We start from the raw sequence: 14,904 nt of genomic DNA on the forward strand, positions 1-14,904 counted from the left end.
CCGGCGGAGTCGAGGTCAGGGCAACGCGGCGATGAAGCCGGCGTCAGGAGAGTGGACGGCCCTCGTAACGTGCGAGGCGCTCGTAGAGGTCGCGCAGAGTTGCCTCCACATCGTCGAGGAATTGGTCGACCTGGTCCTCGTTGTAGCCGCGCTTCCCGATCGGCGGCTTTCCGAACGCAACGTGGTGCACGTCGTCAGGAGTCAGCATGCGGGTCATCTTCGCATCAACATGGCGACAACCCGTGCAGGTGTCCACAGGCTCGACGTCACACCCGGTAGAAGGCACCCTCGTCGGTGGTCGAGACTTGGCCGTGGCGTGCGAGACGCTCGAGATGGAGTCCGGCCGTGCGACGCTCGACGGCATCGACGAAGGGCATCTGCACATGCGGCCGGTACACGAGACGGTACTCGACGATCTCGTCGAGTGGCCGGGGCCGGTCGAGGAACGCCAGCAGGCGTTCTTCGCGGCGGTGGATGACGCCCTCGTACGCAGTCAGGCGTTCCCGGAAGTCCTTGGCGCCCTCCACGACTCCCTTCTGATGGAAGGTTCCGTACCAGCGGGCGTCGACCTCGCGGACGCGCGCGAGGGAGGCCAGGTAGTCGTCGACGCTGCTGCCGACGTCGCCGTACATGGGTCCGAAGGACGTGAGGTCGATGTCGGCGATGTAGAAGAAGCCCGTCGGTTCCACGAGTACACCGCAGTGTCCGCGCGTGTGGCCGGGCAGGTGGACGACCGTCGCGGTGAGGTCGCCGAGGTCGAAGACATGACCGTCGCCTACACCCTCTGCCTCCGGGAAGCCGGGTGGGAGCGCGAAGGTGTCCCCGATCTGGGCGTCGACCGCGGCGCGTTCGTCCGGCGTGAGTCCGTAGCCGTCGAGGAGGACCTGAAGTGAGCGGACTCCGCCGACCTCGTCGTGGTGCGCGTACTTGGCGGTGTCGAAGTGGCGCAGTCCGGCGATGTGGTCCTCATGGGCGTGGCTGATCATGACCGCATCCGCGCCGACGGGGTCGTGATCGACGTCGAGGGAGGGATCGAGGACCAGCGTCGCCTCGCTGCCGTGCACGACGACGGTGTTGCCGCGAGGGAACGCTCCGCCGCCGGCCGGCGCCAGCACCGTGACTTCGTCGAAGCGGGTTTCGGTGAAGCTCGGCGCAGTGGTCACCTCGTCTGCCTACCCGCGCGCCGAGCGAACTGTCAACGGTGGTCGCCGCCCGGGCCCTGGCGAATCGACACGAGCCGGAGGACCATCGGTCCATGGCCACGTCACTGGATGAAGTCACGAAGTCTCAGGTGGATCTGCTGCGGTGGACGGACATGCGCCGTCGGGTCCGAGCATTCGTCGACGGCCAGGCGGTCGTCGATTCCGCCGCCCCGATCCAGGTGTGGGAGCCACACCGGGTGGTCGGGTGCTACGCGGTACCGTCCGCCGACATCGAGGGCCTGCTCGAACACCACCGACCGACGATGCCGCCCGCCGAGCACCCGCCGATCCTGACCCCGGCGCATCCGTTCGCGCTGCACACCGCGTCGGGCGCGACGTACGACATCGTTGCCGACGGGCGGATGCTCGCCGGGGCCGCCTTCCGGCTCGACGACCCCGATCTCGCCGACTACGTGCTACTTGACTGGGACGCGTTCGACGAATGGCGTGAGGAGGAACAGACCGTCATGGGGCACGCCCATGACCCGTACCAACGGATCGATTGCCTGCCCACCAGCAGACGCGTCGTCGTACGGATCGGGGACACGGTACTGGCCGAGAGCCGGAATCCCACGCTGCTGCTGGAGACGCACCTGCCGCCGCGGCATTACATCCCGCGGCAGGATGTCCGGATGGACGTTCTCCAGCGCTCCGACACCGTCACCGTGTGCGCCTACAAAGGTCAGGCGACGTACTGGTCGGCACTCGTCGGCGACGAGATCGTCCCCGACATCGCGTGGACCTACACCGATCCGCTGCACGACGCCGAGCCCGTGCGGGACCTCATCTGCTTCTACGACGAGCGGGTCGACCTGGAGATCCGCTGATCACGAGAACGTCGGCGGACCGGCCGGTCGCTTCAACTGGGCGAAGGTCGGGGTCCCCGCGAGGGTGACGAGCGAGGAGTAGAGCGCCTCGGCCTCGTCGCCGGTCGGGAGGTCGGCGAGCACGGGACCGAAGAAGAAGGTGCCGTCGATGCCGAGGATCGGGCTGCCGCCGTCCTCACCGAGAGCATCCTGACCGCGCTGGTGGGATTCACGCACCGCGGTGTCGAACGACTCGTCGTCCATGGCGTCGGCCAGTTCGGCGGGGAGTCCTGCCGCGGTCAGCACCTCGGCGACGACACCGGGTGTCATCTCGTCGCCGGCGTGGTGGATTCGCTTGCCGAGCGCTGTGTAGAGCGGGTCGATCGCGTCTGCGCCGGTTTTCGCGGTCGCAGCTGCGATAACGCGACCCAGACGGCGAGCCGTCTCGAGTCGGCGGCGCTGTTCGTCGGAGTCGGGTTCCTCGTTCTCGTTGAGGATCGCGAGGCTCATGAGATGCCAGTCGACGTCGGCACCGTGGGCGGCCGCGCGGTCACGGAGCCATCGTGACGCCGCCCAGGCGAACGGACACACCGGATCGAAGTAGAAGTCGAAGTGGGTCATGGACGTGCGTGTACCCAATTCGGCCGGGTTCGATGCGTGGGGCTCAACGCAGGGAGTAGCGGATCGGCAGGTGCTTGAGGCCGCCGACGAACACGGTCGCGGCCAACTCGGGCTCGCCGGCGAACTCGATCGAGTCCAGACGTGGGATCAGTTCGCTGAACAGGCTTCTCATCTCCATCCGGGCCAGCGCTGCGCCGAGACAGAAATGCACGCCGTAACCGAAGGCCAGGTGTCTGTTCGGGAAGCGCCCGACGTCGAAGGTGAACGGGTCGTCGAAGATCTCTTCGTCCCGGTTTGCCGAAGTGTAAGCGAGATAGACGGATTCGCCCTTGCTGATGGGTACGCCACGCACCGTGGTGTCCGCGGCGGCGGTGCGCATGAACTCCTTGACCGGAGTGGTCCAACGGATCATCTCCTCGACCGCGGTTCCGATGAGGTCGGGCTCGCGGCGGAGACGGTCGAGTTCGCCGGGGTTCTCGATGAGTGCGCGCAGACCTCCGGAGATCGCGTCCTTGGTGGTGTCGTGGCCGGCGCTGGCGACGATCACGTAATAGGAGGCGGTGTCGACGTCGGAGAGAGGCTCACCGTCGATGCGGCCGTTGGCGATTGCCGACGCCAGGTCGCCGGTGGGATTCGCGCGTCGGGAGGCGGTCAGCGTGCTGAAGTAGTTGAAGAAGTCGAGCAGGGTGGCCATCCGCTCCTCGAGCGTGGCGCCGCGCTGGTACTCCTTGTCGTCGGCGCCGAACATCTCCTGGGTGAGCTGGTGCATTCGAGGGAAGTCCTCTTCGGGCAGTCCCAGCAACGACAGGATCACGTACAGCGGGAAGTGGATGGCGATGTCCTCGACGAAGTCACACTCCGGACCGATCTCAACCATCTTGTCGACGTAACGCTTCGCCAGTGCGTCCACCTGTACTTGCAACTCGCGCAACGCGTTCGGCCGGAACCAATCCTGACCGATCGCGCGCACCTTCTTGTGGTGTGGGTCGTCCATGTGGATCAGGGTGCGCAACCCGGCGCCGGACTCGAGCTGCGACCTGGCGAAGTCATCGGCCACGGCGGTTACCAGCACCGGGCGCGGTTCGCTGAGCCACAGGTTGTTGTCGCGCTCGATGTCCATGATGTCGGCGTGCTTGGTGATCGCGTAGAAGGGCCGGTACGGAGCCTTGTCGACGTAGGCGACCGGGTTGTGCGCTCGAAGGTAGGTCATCGCCGCGTGCAGTCGCGGCTCGTCGGCGTAGGCCGTCGGATCGGCGAATACGTTGGCGGCCTCGTCGCTCATGCTCGCGCTCACCGTTGGCGTCCTTCCGTCGAACGGGTGCTTCTCGCTTCGAGTGTCCGATATCGGCGGGTTCCAGATCGGCAGATTGGTGAACCCGATCGATTTACGCTGGACATATGCCTTATCGGGTCCTGGCCGACGGCATCGCGGTCCTGCATCTGATGTTCCTGCTGTACGTCATGTTCGGCGGGTTCATCGCCTGGCGGTGGCCGCGCACCATCGCGCTGCACCTGGTCGCGGTCGGGTGGGGGATGGCGTCGGTGGTCGTCGGTCTGGAGTGCCCGCTCACCGACGCCGAGAACTGGGCGCGGCGTCGGGCCGGGGAGGCCGGATTGCCGCCGACAGGATTCATCGACAACTACCTGACCGGGGTGATCTACCCGGATTCGGCACTCGGGTTGGTTCGTGGGTTGGTCGCTGCACTGGTTGTCGTGTCGTGGGTGGGGTTGTGGTGGCGAGTGCGGACCGGCTCGCGCCGTCGCAGAATCTCGACTTCGGGGTAGAGGCGCCACCTGCAACCGGCGCTAGTTGTACTGACCCGGAACGTTAGGTACGGCGTTCGGCGAGTCGACGTGACATAGGGAAGACCTCCGAGTGAGGTGTGGAGCTGTCTAAGAACCGCTCCTCAACCCGGAGGTCTTCGTGTCTCACCGTAATTCACCGCTGTCCCCGACTGGCCGGTTGCGTCTGGCTCGGTGTGTTGTGGACGACCGGTGGCCACTGCGCCGCGCAGCTGACCGGTTCAACGTGTCAGTCACCACGGCCAAGCGATGGGCGGATCGCTACCGCGACCACGGGCCGGCCGGAATGGGTGATCGGTCCAGCCGGCCCCGATCGTGTCCGCATCGCACCAGCCGGCGCCGGGAACGCCGGGTCGTCGGGTTACGCGTCTCCCGCCGCTGGGGGCCAGCCCGGATCGGATACCACCTGGGGTTGAACGTCTCCACGGTGCACCGCATCCTCACCCGCTACGGCTGCCTACGACTGTCGTGGATCGACCCGGCAACCGGGGCGCCGGTACGTGCCCGCAGACGCGAGATTCGCCGGTACGAACACCAAGCGCCCGGAGACTTGATCCACGTCGACATCAAAAAGCTCGGCAGAATCCCCGACGGCGGTGGACATCGCGTACACGGCCGCGCCCAGGGCACCCGCAACTCCAGTGCCCACCGCGAGCCTGGACGAACCCGCAAAGTTGCTGGCCGCCCCAACCTGGGGTACGCGTATCTGCATCACGCCGTCGACGACCACTCCCGCTACGCCTACTCCGAGATCCTCGCTGATGAGAAGAAGGAAACCGCGACCGCGTTCATGACTCGGGCGTTGGCGCACTTCGCCTCGATCGGTGTCACCACCGCGCGGGTGATGACCGACAACGGGTCGTGTTACCGGTCCCGCATATTTCGGGACTTGTTGCACGACAACAAGATCGAGCACAAGTGGACCAGACCGTACCGGCCGCAAACCAACGGCAAGGTCGAACGATTCAACCGGACCCTGCAGGAGGAATGGGCCTACGCCCGTCCCTACCTCAGCGAGTCCGAACGCGTCGCGGCGTTCCCCGAGTTCCTTCGCGTCTACAATCACGAACGCGGACACACCGCGCTCCGAGGCAACTCACCCGCCGACCGCGTACCCAACCTGTCGGGTCAGTACAGCTAGTGGGGCGAGGTCGCGATCGTGCGGGGCGGGTCAGTCGGTGCCCGGCGGTAGCGCACGCCGAGGCCTCAACAGGGGCAGCATCCACTCGTAGACGGCGTCATCGTTGAGCAAGGTGAAGTGATGGGCGCCGCCGATGTGGAGGCCATCGTCGATCTCGAATCCGAGGTGTCGCCTCCGATCTCGACCGCCGCCGCTGTTCGTCATCACCAATCCGTCGCCGACGATGCGGCCGAAGGGGTGGTCGGGTCGCCGGGTCACGGTCGCTGTCACGTAAAGGTGTCGTGCGTCCTCCATCAGCGGTGGGTAATCGACGGCGGGCTGCCTAAAGGCGTCGGGATCGATGTCGCGCCAATGATCTTCGGCGATCGCCCCGTGGAAGAGATCGCGAACGCCGGCACTGCGACGACCGAGGAGAGTGCCGAACGGGCGGCTGGTCGGCCGCAGGCGCAGGGCAGCAGTCGCCCAGTGAACCCCTCGTGCCAACGGTGCGCCGAGGTGCGGCGTCCCGAGGCATACGGTCTGTCGAACCAGCTTGGGCCAGTACGGGTCGACGGCCTGATGGCACGCACTGCGGATCACCAGGCCGCCCATCGAGTGGCCGATGAGGGTCAGGTCGGTCACCGGTACCGGCCACGACAACACGAGATCGTCGAGTAGCCGGGCGAGACGGCGGCCGTTGTCACTGATGTGTAGTCCCGAGTTGTACCGGATCATGACCTCGGTGCTGCCGAGGTCATCGGCGAGGCGCGCGCCGTAAGTGGGCTTGCCTCCGCGCTCCCACGCGAACTCGGTCTCCATCAGACCGTGCAGGAACACCGTCAGGTGTCCGGTGGCCCGGGGGAAGGCCGTGGCCAGGTCGCCCGGGGTGATCGAAACGACGGCGCCGTCCACGCGGACCGCGGCGTCCGGGGCCAGCGGTGACCGCTCGGCGGTCAGTTGATCACCGATCAACCCGTCGAGGATGCCGATGGCCGTGGCGCCCCGCTTGGTCTCGGACGGAACGCCGGTGTTGTGAACCGTCAGCGACTCGGCGAGGTCGCCGGCCACGTCGACGGTCGATGTGATCGCGGAGTAGACGGACGTGCTGATCGCGTCATGTATCACCTGGGCCGGACGGACCCTCGTTCCCCACGCCACGCGCAGACCGGCGAACACGGTGTCGGCGACGGATGAGTGGACGGCCGCGATGCCCGAGACCGCTTTGTTCAGCTCGTCGCGGCCCAGTGCCGCCAGTGCCGGCAGTTCGCGGGTGGGGGCGGAATCCACAGACATGATTTCAGTGTACGTGTGTCCACTGAAAGCTGGGTCCGGAACGCCGCGGTTTCGGTCACCCGGGACGGTTGAACGAACTGCTGCTCATCCATCCGGCGACGACGGCAAGGCGGGTGAGGCGCGTGCGAGTTCTCCGGGCTCATCCGACTCGATCGTTCTGACGGTCAGTCCGGGGCGCGACCCACGAACGCGATGGCCTGACATTCCCCCGCGGCGCAAAAGCGCGACCTCGACGACACCCGCGCTACTTGCAGGTGGCGCATCTGATTGAAAGCGGCGACTCTGGTGTGAGTGACGCACATCACAAAATAGGAAGCCCTGAGCGGAATGGACTCAACTTTGTTGGCGTTGCATCCTCCGTATGGCTCATACTTGAGCCTGTTGGACTAAAGAGAAAGGTGCACGCGAGTGGACAGCTTCACCCCCACCACGAAGACACAGCAGGCATTGAGCGCTGCTGTGCAGGCGGCGGCCAGTGCTGGCAACCCCGACGTGCGACCGGCCCACATCCTGGTGGCGTTGCTCGATCAGTCCGACGGCATCGCGTCGCCGCTGCTCAAGGCAGTGGGCGTTGACCCGTCGAACATTCGTGCGCAGGCCCAGATGCTGGTCGACCGCATGCCGACGGTGGCCCAGGCCAGTGCCACCCCCCAGCTCTCCCGCGAATCGATCGCGGCGGTCAGCGCAGCTCAGCAACTGGCCGGTGAGCTCGGCGACGAGTACGTCTCGACCGAGCACATCGTCGTCGGTCTGGCGACCGGTGACTCCGATGTCGCCAAGTTGCTGCACAACGCCGGAGCAACCCCGCAGGCCCTGCGCGATGCGTTCGTCGCAGTCCGCGGGAGCAGGCGTGTCACGAGCGAGGACCCGGAGTCGACGTACCAGGCACTCGAGAAGTACTCGACCGACCTGACGGCAGCCGCCCGCGAGGGCAAACTCGACCCGGTCATCGGACGTGACACCGAGATCCGTCGCGTCGTGCAGGTGCTCAGCCGACGGACCAAGAACAACCCGGTCCTCATCGGTGAGCCCGGTGTCGGCAAGACCGCGATCGTCGAGGGCCTCGCCCAGCGTGTCGTCGCCGGTGACGTGCCCGAATCGCTGCGGAACAAGACCGTCATCTCGCTCGACATGGGTTCGATGGTCGCCGGCGCGAAGTATCGCGGTGAGTTCGAGGAGCGGCTGAAGGCCGTGCTCGACGAGATCAAGAACTCCGACGGCCAGATCATCACCTTCATCGATGAGCTGCACACCATCGTCGGAGCCGGTGCGACAGGCGATTCCGCGATGGATGCCGGCAACATGATCAAGCCGATGCTCGCCCGCGGTGAGCTGCGGCTGGTCGGTGCCACGACCCTCGAGGAATACCGCAAGTACATCGAGAAGGACGCCGCGCTCGAGCGTCGCTTCCAGCAGGTGTACGTCGGCGAACCGTCGGTCGAGGACGCCATCGGCATCCTGCGCGGCCTCAAGGACCGGTACGAGGTGCACCACGGTGTGCGCATCACCGACTCCGCATTGGTCGCCGCCGCAACGCTTTCCGATCGTTACATCACCTCGCGCTTCCTGCCCGACAAGGCCATCGACCTCGTCGACGAGGCGGCGTCGCGGCTGCGTATGGAGATCGACTCGCGCCCCCTCGAGATCGACGAGGTCGAGCGGATCGTCCGCCGGCTCGAGGTCGAAGAGGTTGCACTGCAGAAGGAAACCGACGCGGCGTCGAAGGAACGGCTCGAGAAGTTGCGCGCCGAACTGGCCGATCAGAAGGAGAAGCTCAACGAGCTGTCCGCACGGTGGCAGTCGGAGAAGACGGCCATCGACGCGGTCCGCGACCTCAAGGAAGAGCTGGATCGTCTTCGCGGAGAAGCCGAACGCGCCGAGCGCGACGGTGACCTCGGACGCGCCGCCGAGCTCCGGTACGGCCGTATCCCCGGTCTGGAAAAGGAACTCGAGGCCGCGCTGGAGAAGACCGGCACCGATGCCGGTCAGGACGTGATGCTCCAGGAAGAGGTCGGACCCGACGACGTGGCGCAGGTCGTGTCGTCGTGGACCGGAATCCCGGCCGGACGCATGCTCGAAGGTGAGACCGCCAAGCTGCTGCGCATGGAGGACGAGCTGGGTAGGCGCGTCATCGGGCAGAAGGCTGCGGTCGAGGCCGTCTCCGACGCGGTGCGTCGTGCCCGAGCCGGTGTCGCCGACCCGAACCGGCCGCTGGGTTCGTTCATGTTCCTCGGCCCGACCGGCGTCGGCAAGACCGAGCTGGCCAAGGCACTCGCCGAGTTCTTGTTCGACGACGAGCGGGCGATGGTCCGTATCGACATGAGCGAGTATGGCGAGAAGCACAGCGTCGCCAGGCTCGTCGGTGCTCCACCCGGCTACGTCGGGTACGAGGCCGGTGGCCAGCTGACCGAAGCGGTGCGGCGTCGGCCGTACACGGTGGTCCTGTTCGACGAGATCGAGAAGGCCCACCCGGACGTGTTCGACGTGCTGCTGCAGGTGCTCGACGAAGGTCGACTCACCGACGGCCAGGGACGGACGGTGGACTTCCGCAACACCATCCTGATCCTGACCTCGAATCTGGGTGCGGGCGGCGACAAGGATCAGGTCATGATGGCGGTGCGCTCGGCGTTCAAGCCCGAGTTCATCAACCGCCTCGACGATGTGGTCATCTTCGACGCCCTGAGCCCCGAAGAGCTGGTGTCGATCGTCGACATCCAGCTCGGACAGCTCAAGAAGCGGCTGGCCCAGCGTCGCCTCGACCTCGAGGTCTCGCCCAAGGCCAAGGAATGGCTGGGCGCACGTGGATTCGATCCGCAGTACGGTGCCCGTCCGCTCCGCCGCCTGGTGCAGCAGTCCATCGGCGACCAGCTCGCCAAGCAGCTGCTCTCCGGCGACATCCGAGACGGCGACGTCGTTCCGGTGAACGTCAGTGCAGACGGCGAGTCACTGGTTCTCGGCTGATCACGAGTGACACGACCAGGGGCCCATCCTTCGGGGTGGGCCCCTTCGTCGTCTGCGGTGGGTGGCGCGGACCGGTCTGGTAGTGCCGACGCGTCGGTGGGGGCGAGTCGACCGCTCGCAACCCCGCGCGTCCTGGCATCATCGCGGACATGAGCAGGATGGACGCCGTCGAGTTGCCGGCCACCGCGCTCGTCGAATTCCTCGAGTCGGCGGCATTCGCGGAGATGCTCGACCCCGAGGACGAGCGTTCCGCGTCACGGGATGCGCGGTCGCGGAGGGCCGAGGTCGTCGACGTCGTGAATGCGATCGACACCAACGCGGGCCGACGGTTCGTCGACCGTGAGCGTGCCGGCGAGGTGATCATCGGCGGTCTGCGCGGAGGCGGTCTCGGGGTGCGGCCGTCTGTAGTCGACGCGGTCCTCGATCTCCTGCGGCCGGTCGGGGTCGCGGCGCCGGGCGCCCCGAACCCCGTGCCCCTCGAAGTCCAGTCCGTACTCGGCGTCTACATCTACGCATTGGTCGATCCGCGTGACGCATCCGTGTTCTACGTGGGTGCGGGTCGCGGCAACCGGGTCCACCAGCACGCCCGCGCGGCGCTGGCCGGTGTCACGCCGGATGCCGGGGAGGTGGTGGGGGACGCCGAGTCGCCGGCGGTCTGGACTGCGACCGAGGAGCGCATCCGGGACATCGATGCCGACGGATTCGGCGTGGAGCACTGGATTCTCCGCCACGGCGACGACGTCGTCGATTCCGCTGAGATGTTGGCGGCGTACGTCCAGCAGTTCACGGTCGAGTTCGCCGGCCTGGCACGACTCCCGCTGACGAACAGTGCGTCGAGCGGCGCGATCCAACTGGACGAGATGGTGCTGCAGCACGCGGCGCCGCTCGCACCTCCGCTGCCCGAGCCGTGCGTGCTGGTGAAGGTCGACGATTCCGCCCGACCAGACGCCGGTGCCGAGCAGATCTATGAGTGGGCGCGCAGTGGATGGCGGGCCGGACCACATCGCACGGTGCCCGATCTCCCGGTCCTGGTGTTCGCCGACGACATCGTCCGCGCGGTGCACCGCGTCGATTACTGGGAGGCGTATCGGGATGCCGACGGCAACCTCGACCCGAAACGGTGGGTCTACACCGGCTCGCCGGATGCCGAGCTGGAGGCGCGGTACGTCGGTACGAGTCTGCGCGAGGTGCGCGAGCGTCGCGGCGGGAAGTGGAACCACAACGGATGGCACCCGTACGGACAGGTGTGACCGGTCCCGGTGACCGGCTCCTCGACGAGAAACGCCCCTGAAGACAACCCTCCAGAGGTTCGCGGACGACACTGCGGGCTGTTGCGTAATTGGTGTGGGGGTCGGGTTCGGGTCGGGTTGGCCAGTGGCTGGCCGGGCGGTGTGTCAGGTGAGGGCGGGGTTTCCGATGGCTTTGAACAGGTTGTGGACGAGGGCGTGGAAGCTGAATTCCGCTGCTGCTCTATCGAGTCCGCGGCTGGTGAAGCGGCGGAATCCGAGGTTGTGTTTGGCGTGGCCGAACGGAGTTTCAGCGATGTGGGCGCGTTGACGGTAAAGCGCATGCCCTTCTGGTGTGGCCAACCGGTGGGCCATCGCTTCGATCGGCGAGGCGTCTGGTGGCGGTGACCCGTGGGTCGGAGTGTGTTGCGCGGCTTCTGAAACTGCTCGGCTTTTGCCGGTCGCGATGAGCCGGTCGGGTCCGGGGGTGGTGAGGTTGTGTTCGGATAGATATCCGGCATCGGCCAAGACCACCCCGATGCCGGTCGTCGCCGGCGGGTGGGGTCGATGGGTGTCGATGAGTGTTGCGGCAGTGACGGCTTTGTCGAGCATCGTGGTGAAGGTGGGGGCATCGGCGGGACTGTTGCCCACACCGGTGGCGATGATCAGCCCGTCGTCGCTGGTCACAGCCTGACAGTTGAACCCTTGGAGCCAACCACCGCCACGCAACGGCATCATCCGCGATTGCGGGTCGGTGATGTTGCGCCGTGGCGCCCGTGACGTCGTTGCCGCAGTCGTGGTGGCAGGCGGGGTGGGAGTTGAGTCAGGCGCGGATTTGGCGTGGCGCTGCTGTTGACGGTCCAGTGCCCGCTGGAGTGCTCGTTGGGCGCGCAGCACGTAGTAGTTCGTCTCGACCGGTCCGGGTTTACGGCCCCGCTGCCCGGGCCGATAGCGGTCGATCTTGTCCTGGTGAACGGCGATCGCTCGCGCCAACGACTCGGTCAACACCTCGACCTCGATCTCGACCGGCAACGATCCCTTACCCGTGGCGGGCCCGCCAGAGGCCCGTCGTTCCCGCGCCCGCTGTACCGTCTCCTCGCGGGCCTTCTGGGCCTTCTCACCAGCCTGTTCACGGTCGTTCTTGCGCTGGGCGGCCGCCGACTCGGCGTCGTTGAGTTGCTCATTGTGGACAGCCAGGTCAGCCAACGCTTCAGTGATCCGGGCGTGACGCGACCCTGGATCGTGGAGCTCCCGGGGAAGCTGATCGCCGCGGTCATCACCATGGGCATCATCCTCGGCGACATCGGCCGCTTCGTGTTCGGCCGCGGCACGAGCAGCCTCGGCGGCCAACGCTGCGCGCAATCCTTGCTCGGTCCGATTGGCGCTCAGTGACGCGTTGGAGGCGATCTTGACGCCGTCAAGGGCAACGACTCCCAACTGGCCCATCCCGACCCGCGAGCACAGCATCAACACTTGAACGAACAAGTTCTCGATCGCGGGTGCGCAGTCGGCGCGGAACCGGGAGATCGTCACGTGATCAGGGACGTCACCAGCGCAAATAATGCGGTAGGCGACGTCGCGGTGGCATAACCGTTCCAGCTGCCGTGAGGACCGTTGACCTTGTGCCCAACCCCAGATCAACAGGGTCAACAACATGTCTGGGTGATAGGCGGCGCGATCCGGCGCCGCCGGTCTTGCGCACCGCCTGCACCGCCGAGGTATCCAACGAGGCGACCGTATCGATGACCAGCCACACCGGATCATCAGCCGCCAGCCATTCCCGCATACTCGGCGGCATCAGAAACTGTTGATCACGCTGCACCGGACGATAACCCTTGGCCACCAACACATCATCGCCGGAACCCGCCGCCAACCACCCACGACAGGCCGGACCGGACCCATCCAATTACGCAACAGCCCGACTGTGTCGCCGGCGGTCCCGTGGAGGGGGTGTTTCAGGGGCGTTTCTCAGGGGTGCTTTACAAGGGGGGGCGAGCGAGGCGGCGGAACCCTAGCTGTACTGACCCGGAACGTTAGGTACAGAGTTCGGCGAGTCGACGTGACATAGGGAAGACCTCCGAGTGAGGTGTGGAGCTGTCTAAGAACCGCTCCTCAACCCGGAGGTCTTCATGTCCCACCGTAATTCACCGCTGTCCCCGACTGGCCGGTTGCGTCTGGCTCGGTGTGTTGTGGACGACCGGTGGCCACTGCGCCGCGCAGCTGACCGGTTCAACGTGTCAGTCACCACGGCCAAGCGATGGGCGGATCGCTACCGCGACCACGGGCCGGCCGGAATGGGTGATCGGTCCAGCCGGCCCCGATCGTGTCCGCATCGCACCAGCCGGCGCCGGGAACGCCGGGTCGTCGGGTTACGCGTCTCCCGCCGCTGGGGGCCAGCCCGGATCGGATACCACCTGGGGTTGAACGTCTCCACGGTGCACCGCATCCTCACCCGCTACGGCTGCCTACGACTGTCGTGGATCGACCCGGCAACCGGGGCGCCGGTACGTGCCCGCAGACGCGAGATTCGCCGGTACGAACACCAAGCGCCCGGAGACTTGATCCACGTCGACATCAAAAAGCTCGGCAGAATCCCCGACGGCGGTGGACATCGCGTACACGGCCGCGCCCAGGGCACCCGCAACTCCAGTGCCCACCGCGAGCCTGGACGAACCCGCAAAGTTGCTGGCCGCCCCAACCTGGGGTACGCGTATCTGCATCACGCCGTCGACGACCACTCCCGCTACGCCTACTCCGAGATCCTCGCTGATGAGAAGAAGGAAACCGCGACCGCGTTCATGACTCGGGCGTTGGCGCACTTCGCCTCGATCGGTGTCACCACCGCGCGAGTGATGACCGACAACGGCTCTTGTTACCGGTCCCGCATATTTCGGGACTTGTTGCACGAAAACGGGATTAAGCACAAGTGGACCAGACCGTACCGGCCGCAAACCAACGGCAAGGTCGAACGATTCAACCGGACCCTGCAGGAGGAATGGGCCTACGCCCGTCCCTACCTCAGTGAAACCGAACGCGTCGCGGCCTTCCCCGAGTTCCTTCGCATCTACAATCACGAACGCGGCCACACCGCACTCCGAGGCAACTCACCCGCCGACCGCGTACCCAACCTGTCGGGTCAGTACACCTAGCCGGTGGCAGCCAAGCCCGGCACGGTCTGACGCAGCCGGATGAGACCGTCGCGAATACGTGACTTGACCGTGGGAAGCGCGACCCCGAGGTGCTCGGCGACCTCGCGGTAGGTGAGTCCGTGGAAGTAGGCCAGTTCGATGGCCTGGCGCTGGATGGGGGTGAGGCTCTCGAGGCCGGTGTGGATCAGGCGAGCGATCTCTCGTCGCTCCACCGACTCGCTGACCTCGTCGATCTCCCGGCTCGTGTCGGCGATGCCGTAGGCGACGGTGCGTCGGGTCGCGGCGGACTCCGACCGAACGCGGTCGACGGCCCGGCGGTGAGCCAGGGTCAGAATCCAGGAGAGTGCCGAACCGGAGCGGGGATCGTAGGTCTCGGCGTTGCGCCAGACGGCCAGGAAGGTCTCCTGCGTCGCTTCCTCGCTGTAACCGGGATCGCGCAACACGCGGAGTGTCATGCCGTACACCCGGTCACAGGTTGCGTCGTAGAACTGGGCGAAAGCGTCCATGTCCCCGGTCGCCACGCGGGCAAGGAGGTTGTTCAGGTCGGATTCATGCATCACGAAACTCCTTGGCGCAGATGTGTTGTCTCGCTTCCGAAGCGGGATTCGGCGTCGGTGCCGGAGTGCTCTCGGTGCGATGTGACCAACGCTATGCGGGCGGCGGCGAGAAGTGACCATCGAGAGACACAACGGGATGCTTTCGCAATCTTTGGTAACGGAACGA

11 protein-coding genes and 2 pseudogenes are annotated in these 14,904 nt (G+C 66.3%); 6 read left to right on the plus strand and 7 right to left on the minus strand.

Going from position 1 to position 14,904, the window contains the following annotated elements; all coding sequences use genetic code 11:
• Positions 1-79 precede the first annotated feature (79 nt).
• Together C5O27_RS22940 and C5O27_RS07545 are read right to left on the minus strand one after the other, a co-directional pair.
• Positions 80-217, minus strand: a pseudogene (locus tag C5O27_RS22940) (DivIVA domain-containing protein); the annotation flags it as partial.
• A 49-nt stretch (positions 218-266) separates the two neighbouring features.
• The gene (locus C5O27_RS07545; RefSeq protein ID WP_127962362.1) at positions 267-1,163 is read right to left on the minus strand and encodes an MBL fold metallo-hydrolase; all 897 of its coding nucleotides are present in this window, start codon (positions 1,161-1,163) and stop codon (positions 267-269) included.
• Between the two features lie 92 nt (positions 1,164-1,255).
• Between C5O27_RS07545 and C5O27_RS07550 the strand changes: the two genes are divergently transcribed.
• On the plus strand, positions 1,256-2,029 hold the full coding sequence (locus tag C5O27_RS07550; protein WP_035754519.1) for a DUF427 domain-containing protein: 774 nt from the start codon (positions 1,256-1,258) through the stop codon (positions 2,027-2,029).
• On the opposite strand, the gene C5O27_RS07555 is transcribed toward C5O27_RS07550, so the two are convergent.
• Positions 2,030-2,629 (minus strand): mycothiol-dependent nitroreductase Rv2466c family protein, encoded by a 600-nt coding sequence (locus tag C5O27_RS07555; protein WP_127962363.1) that lies wholly within the window; start codon positions 2,627-2,629, stop codon positions 2,030-2,032. It lies immediately after the preceding gene.
• A 43-nt stretch (positions 2,630-2,672) separates the two neighbouring features.
• Positions 2,673-3,911, minus strand: a complete 1,239-nt coding sequence (locus tag C5O27_RS07560) for a cytochrome P450 (RefSeq protein WP_127963784.1) — start codon at positions 3,909-3,911, stop codon at positions 2,673-2,675.
• A gap of 116 nt (positions 3,912-4,027) precedes the next feature.
• On the opposite strand from C5O27_RS07560, the gene C5O27_RS07565 reads away from it, so the two are divergent.
• Together C5O27_RS07565 and C5O27_RS07570 are read left to right on the plus strand one after the other, a co-directional pair.
• Positions 4,028-4,414 carry a DUF2784 domain-containing protein gene (locus C5O27_RS07565; protein WP_006359803.1) on the plus strand — a complete coding sequence of 129 codons (387 nt, stop codon included), beginning with the start codon at positions 4,028-4,030 and terminating at the stop codon, positions 4,412-4,414.
• 139 nt (positions 4,415-4,553) lie between these two features.
• Positions 4,554-5,573: an IS481 family transposase gene (locus C5O27_RS07570; protein ID WP_127962364.1), complete on the plus strand. Its 1,020-nt coding sequence runs from the start codon at positions 4,554-4,556 to the stop codon at positions 5,571-5,573.
• Between the two features lie 30 nt (positions 5,574-5,603).
• Here C5O27_RS07570 and C5O27_RS07575 read toward each other — a convergent pair whose 3' ends face one another.
• Positions 5,604-6,845, minus strand: a complete 1,242-nt coding sequence (locus C5O27_RS07575; RefSeq protein WP_127962365.1) for an esterase/lipase family protein — start codon at positions 6,843-6,845, stop codon at positions 5,604-5,606.
• 408 nt (positions 6,846-7,253) lie between these two features.
• Between C5O27_RS07575 and clpB the strand changes: the two genes are divergently transcribed.
• Complete coding sequence (gene clpB, locus C5O27_RS07580; RefSeq protein ID WP_127962366.1) at positions 7,254-9,806, plus strand: ATP-dependent chaperone ClpB; 2,553 nt, start codon at positions 7,254-7,256, stop codon at positions 9,804-9,806.
• 158 nt (positions 9,807-9,964) lie between these two features.
• Positions 9,965-11,056, plus strand: a complete 1,092-nt coding sequence (locus tag C5O27_RS07585) for a GIY-YIG nuclease family protein (protein ID WP_006359806.1) — start codon at positions 9,965-9,967, stop codon at positions 11,054-11,056.
• 144 nt (positions 11,057-11,200) lie between these two features.
• Here the strand turns inward: C5O27_RS07585 and C5O27_RS07590 are convergent.
• Positions 11,201-12,875 (minus strand): annotated as a pseudogene (locus tag C5O27_RS07590) (transposase).
• Between the two features lie 286 nt (positions 12,876-13,161).
• Between C5O27_RS07590 and C5O27_RS07595 the strand changes: the two are divergent.
• Positions 13,162-14,181, plus strand: coding sequence for an IS481 family transposase (locus C5O27_RS07595; protein WP_127962367.1), 1,020 nt, complete (start codon positions 13,162-13,164; stop codon positions 14,179-14,181).
• Here the strand turns inward: C5O27_RS07595 and sigK are convergent.
• A complete protein-coding gene (gene sigK / locus C5O27_RS07600) occupies positions 14,178-14,738 on the minus strand; it encodes an ECF RNA polymerase sigma factor SigK (protein ID WP_006359807.1) in 561 nt (186 codons plus the stop codon). The two genes, C5O27_RS07595 and sigK, sit on opposite strands and share 4 nt — an antisense overlap.
• Positions 14,739-14,904: the final 166 nt, after the last annotated feature.

Origin of the sequence: Gordonia alkanivorans (assembly GCF_004011905.1) — a bacterium.
In the GTDB taxonomy this organism is placed as follows: Bacteria; Actinomycetota; Actinomycetes; order Mycobacteriales; family Mycobacteriaceae; genus Gordonia; species Gordonia alkanivorans.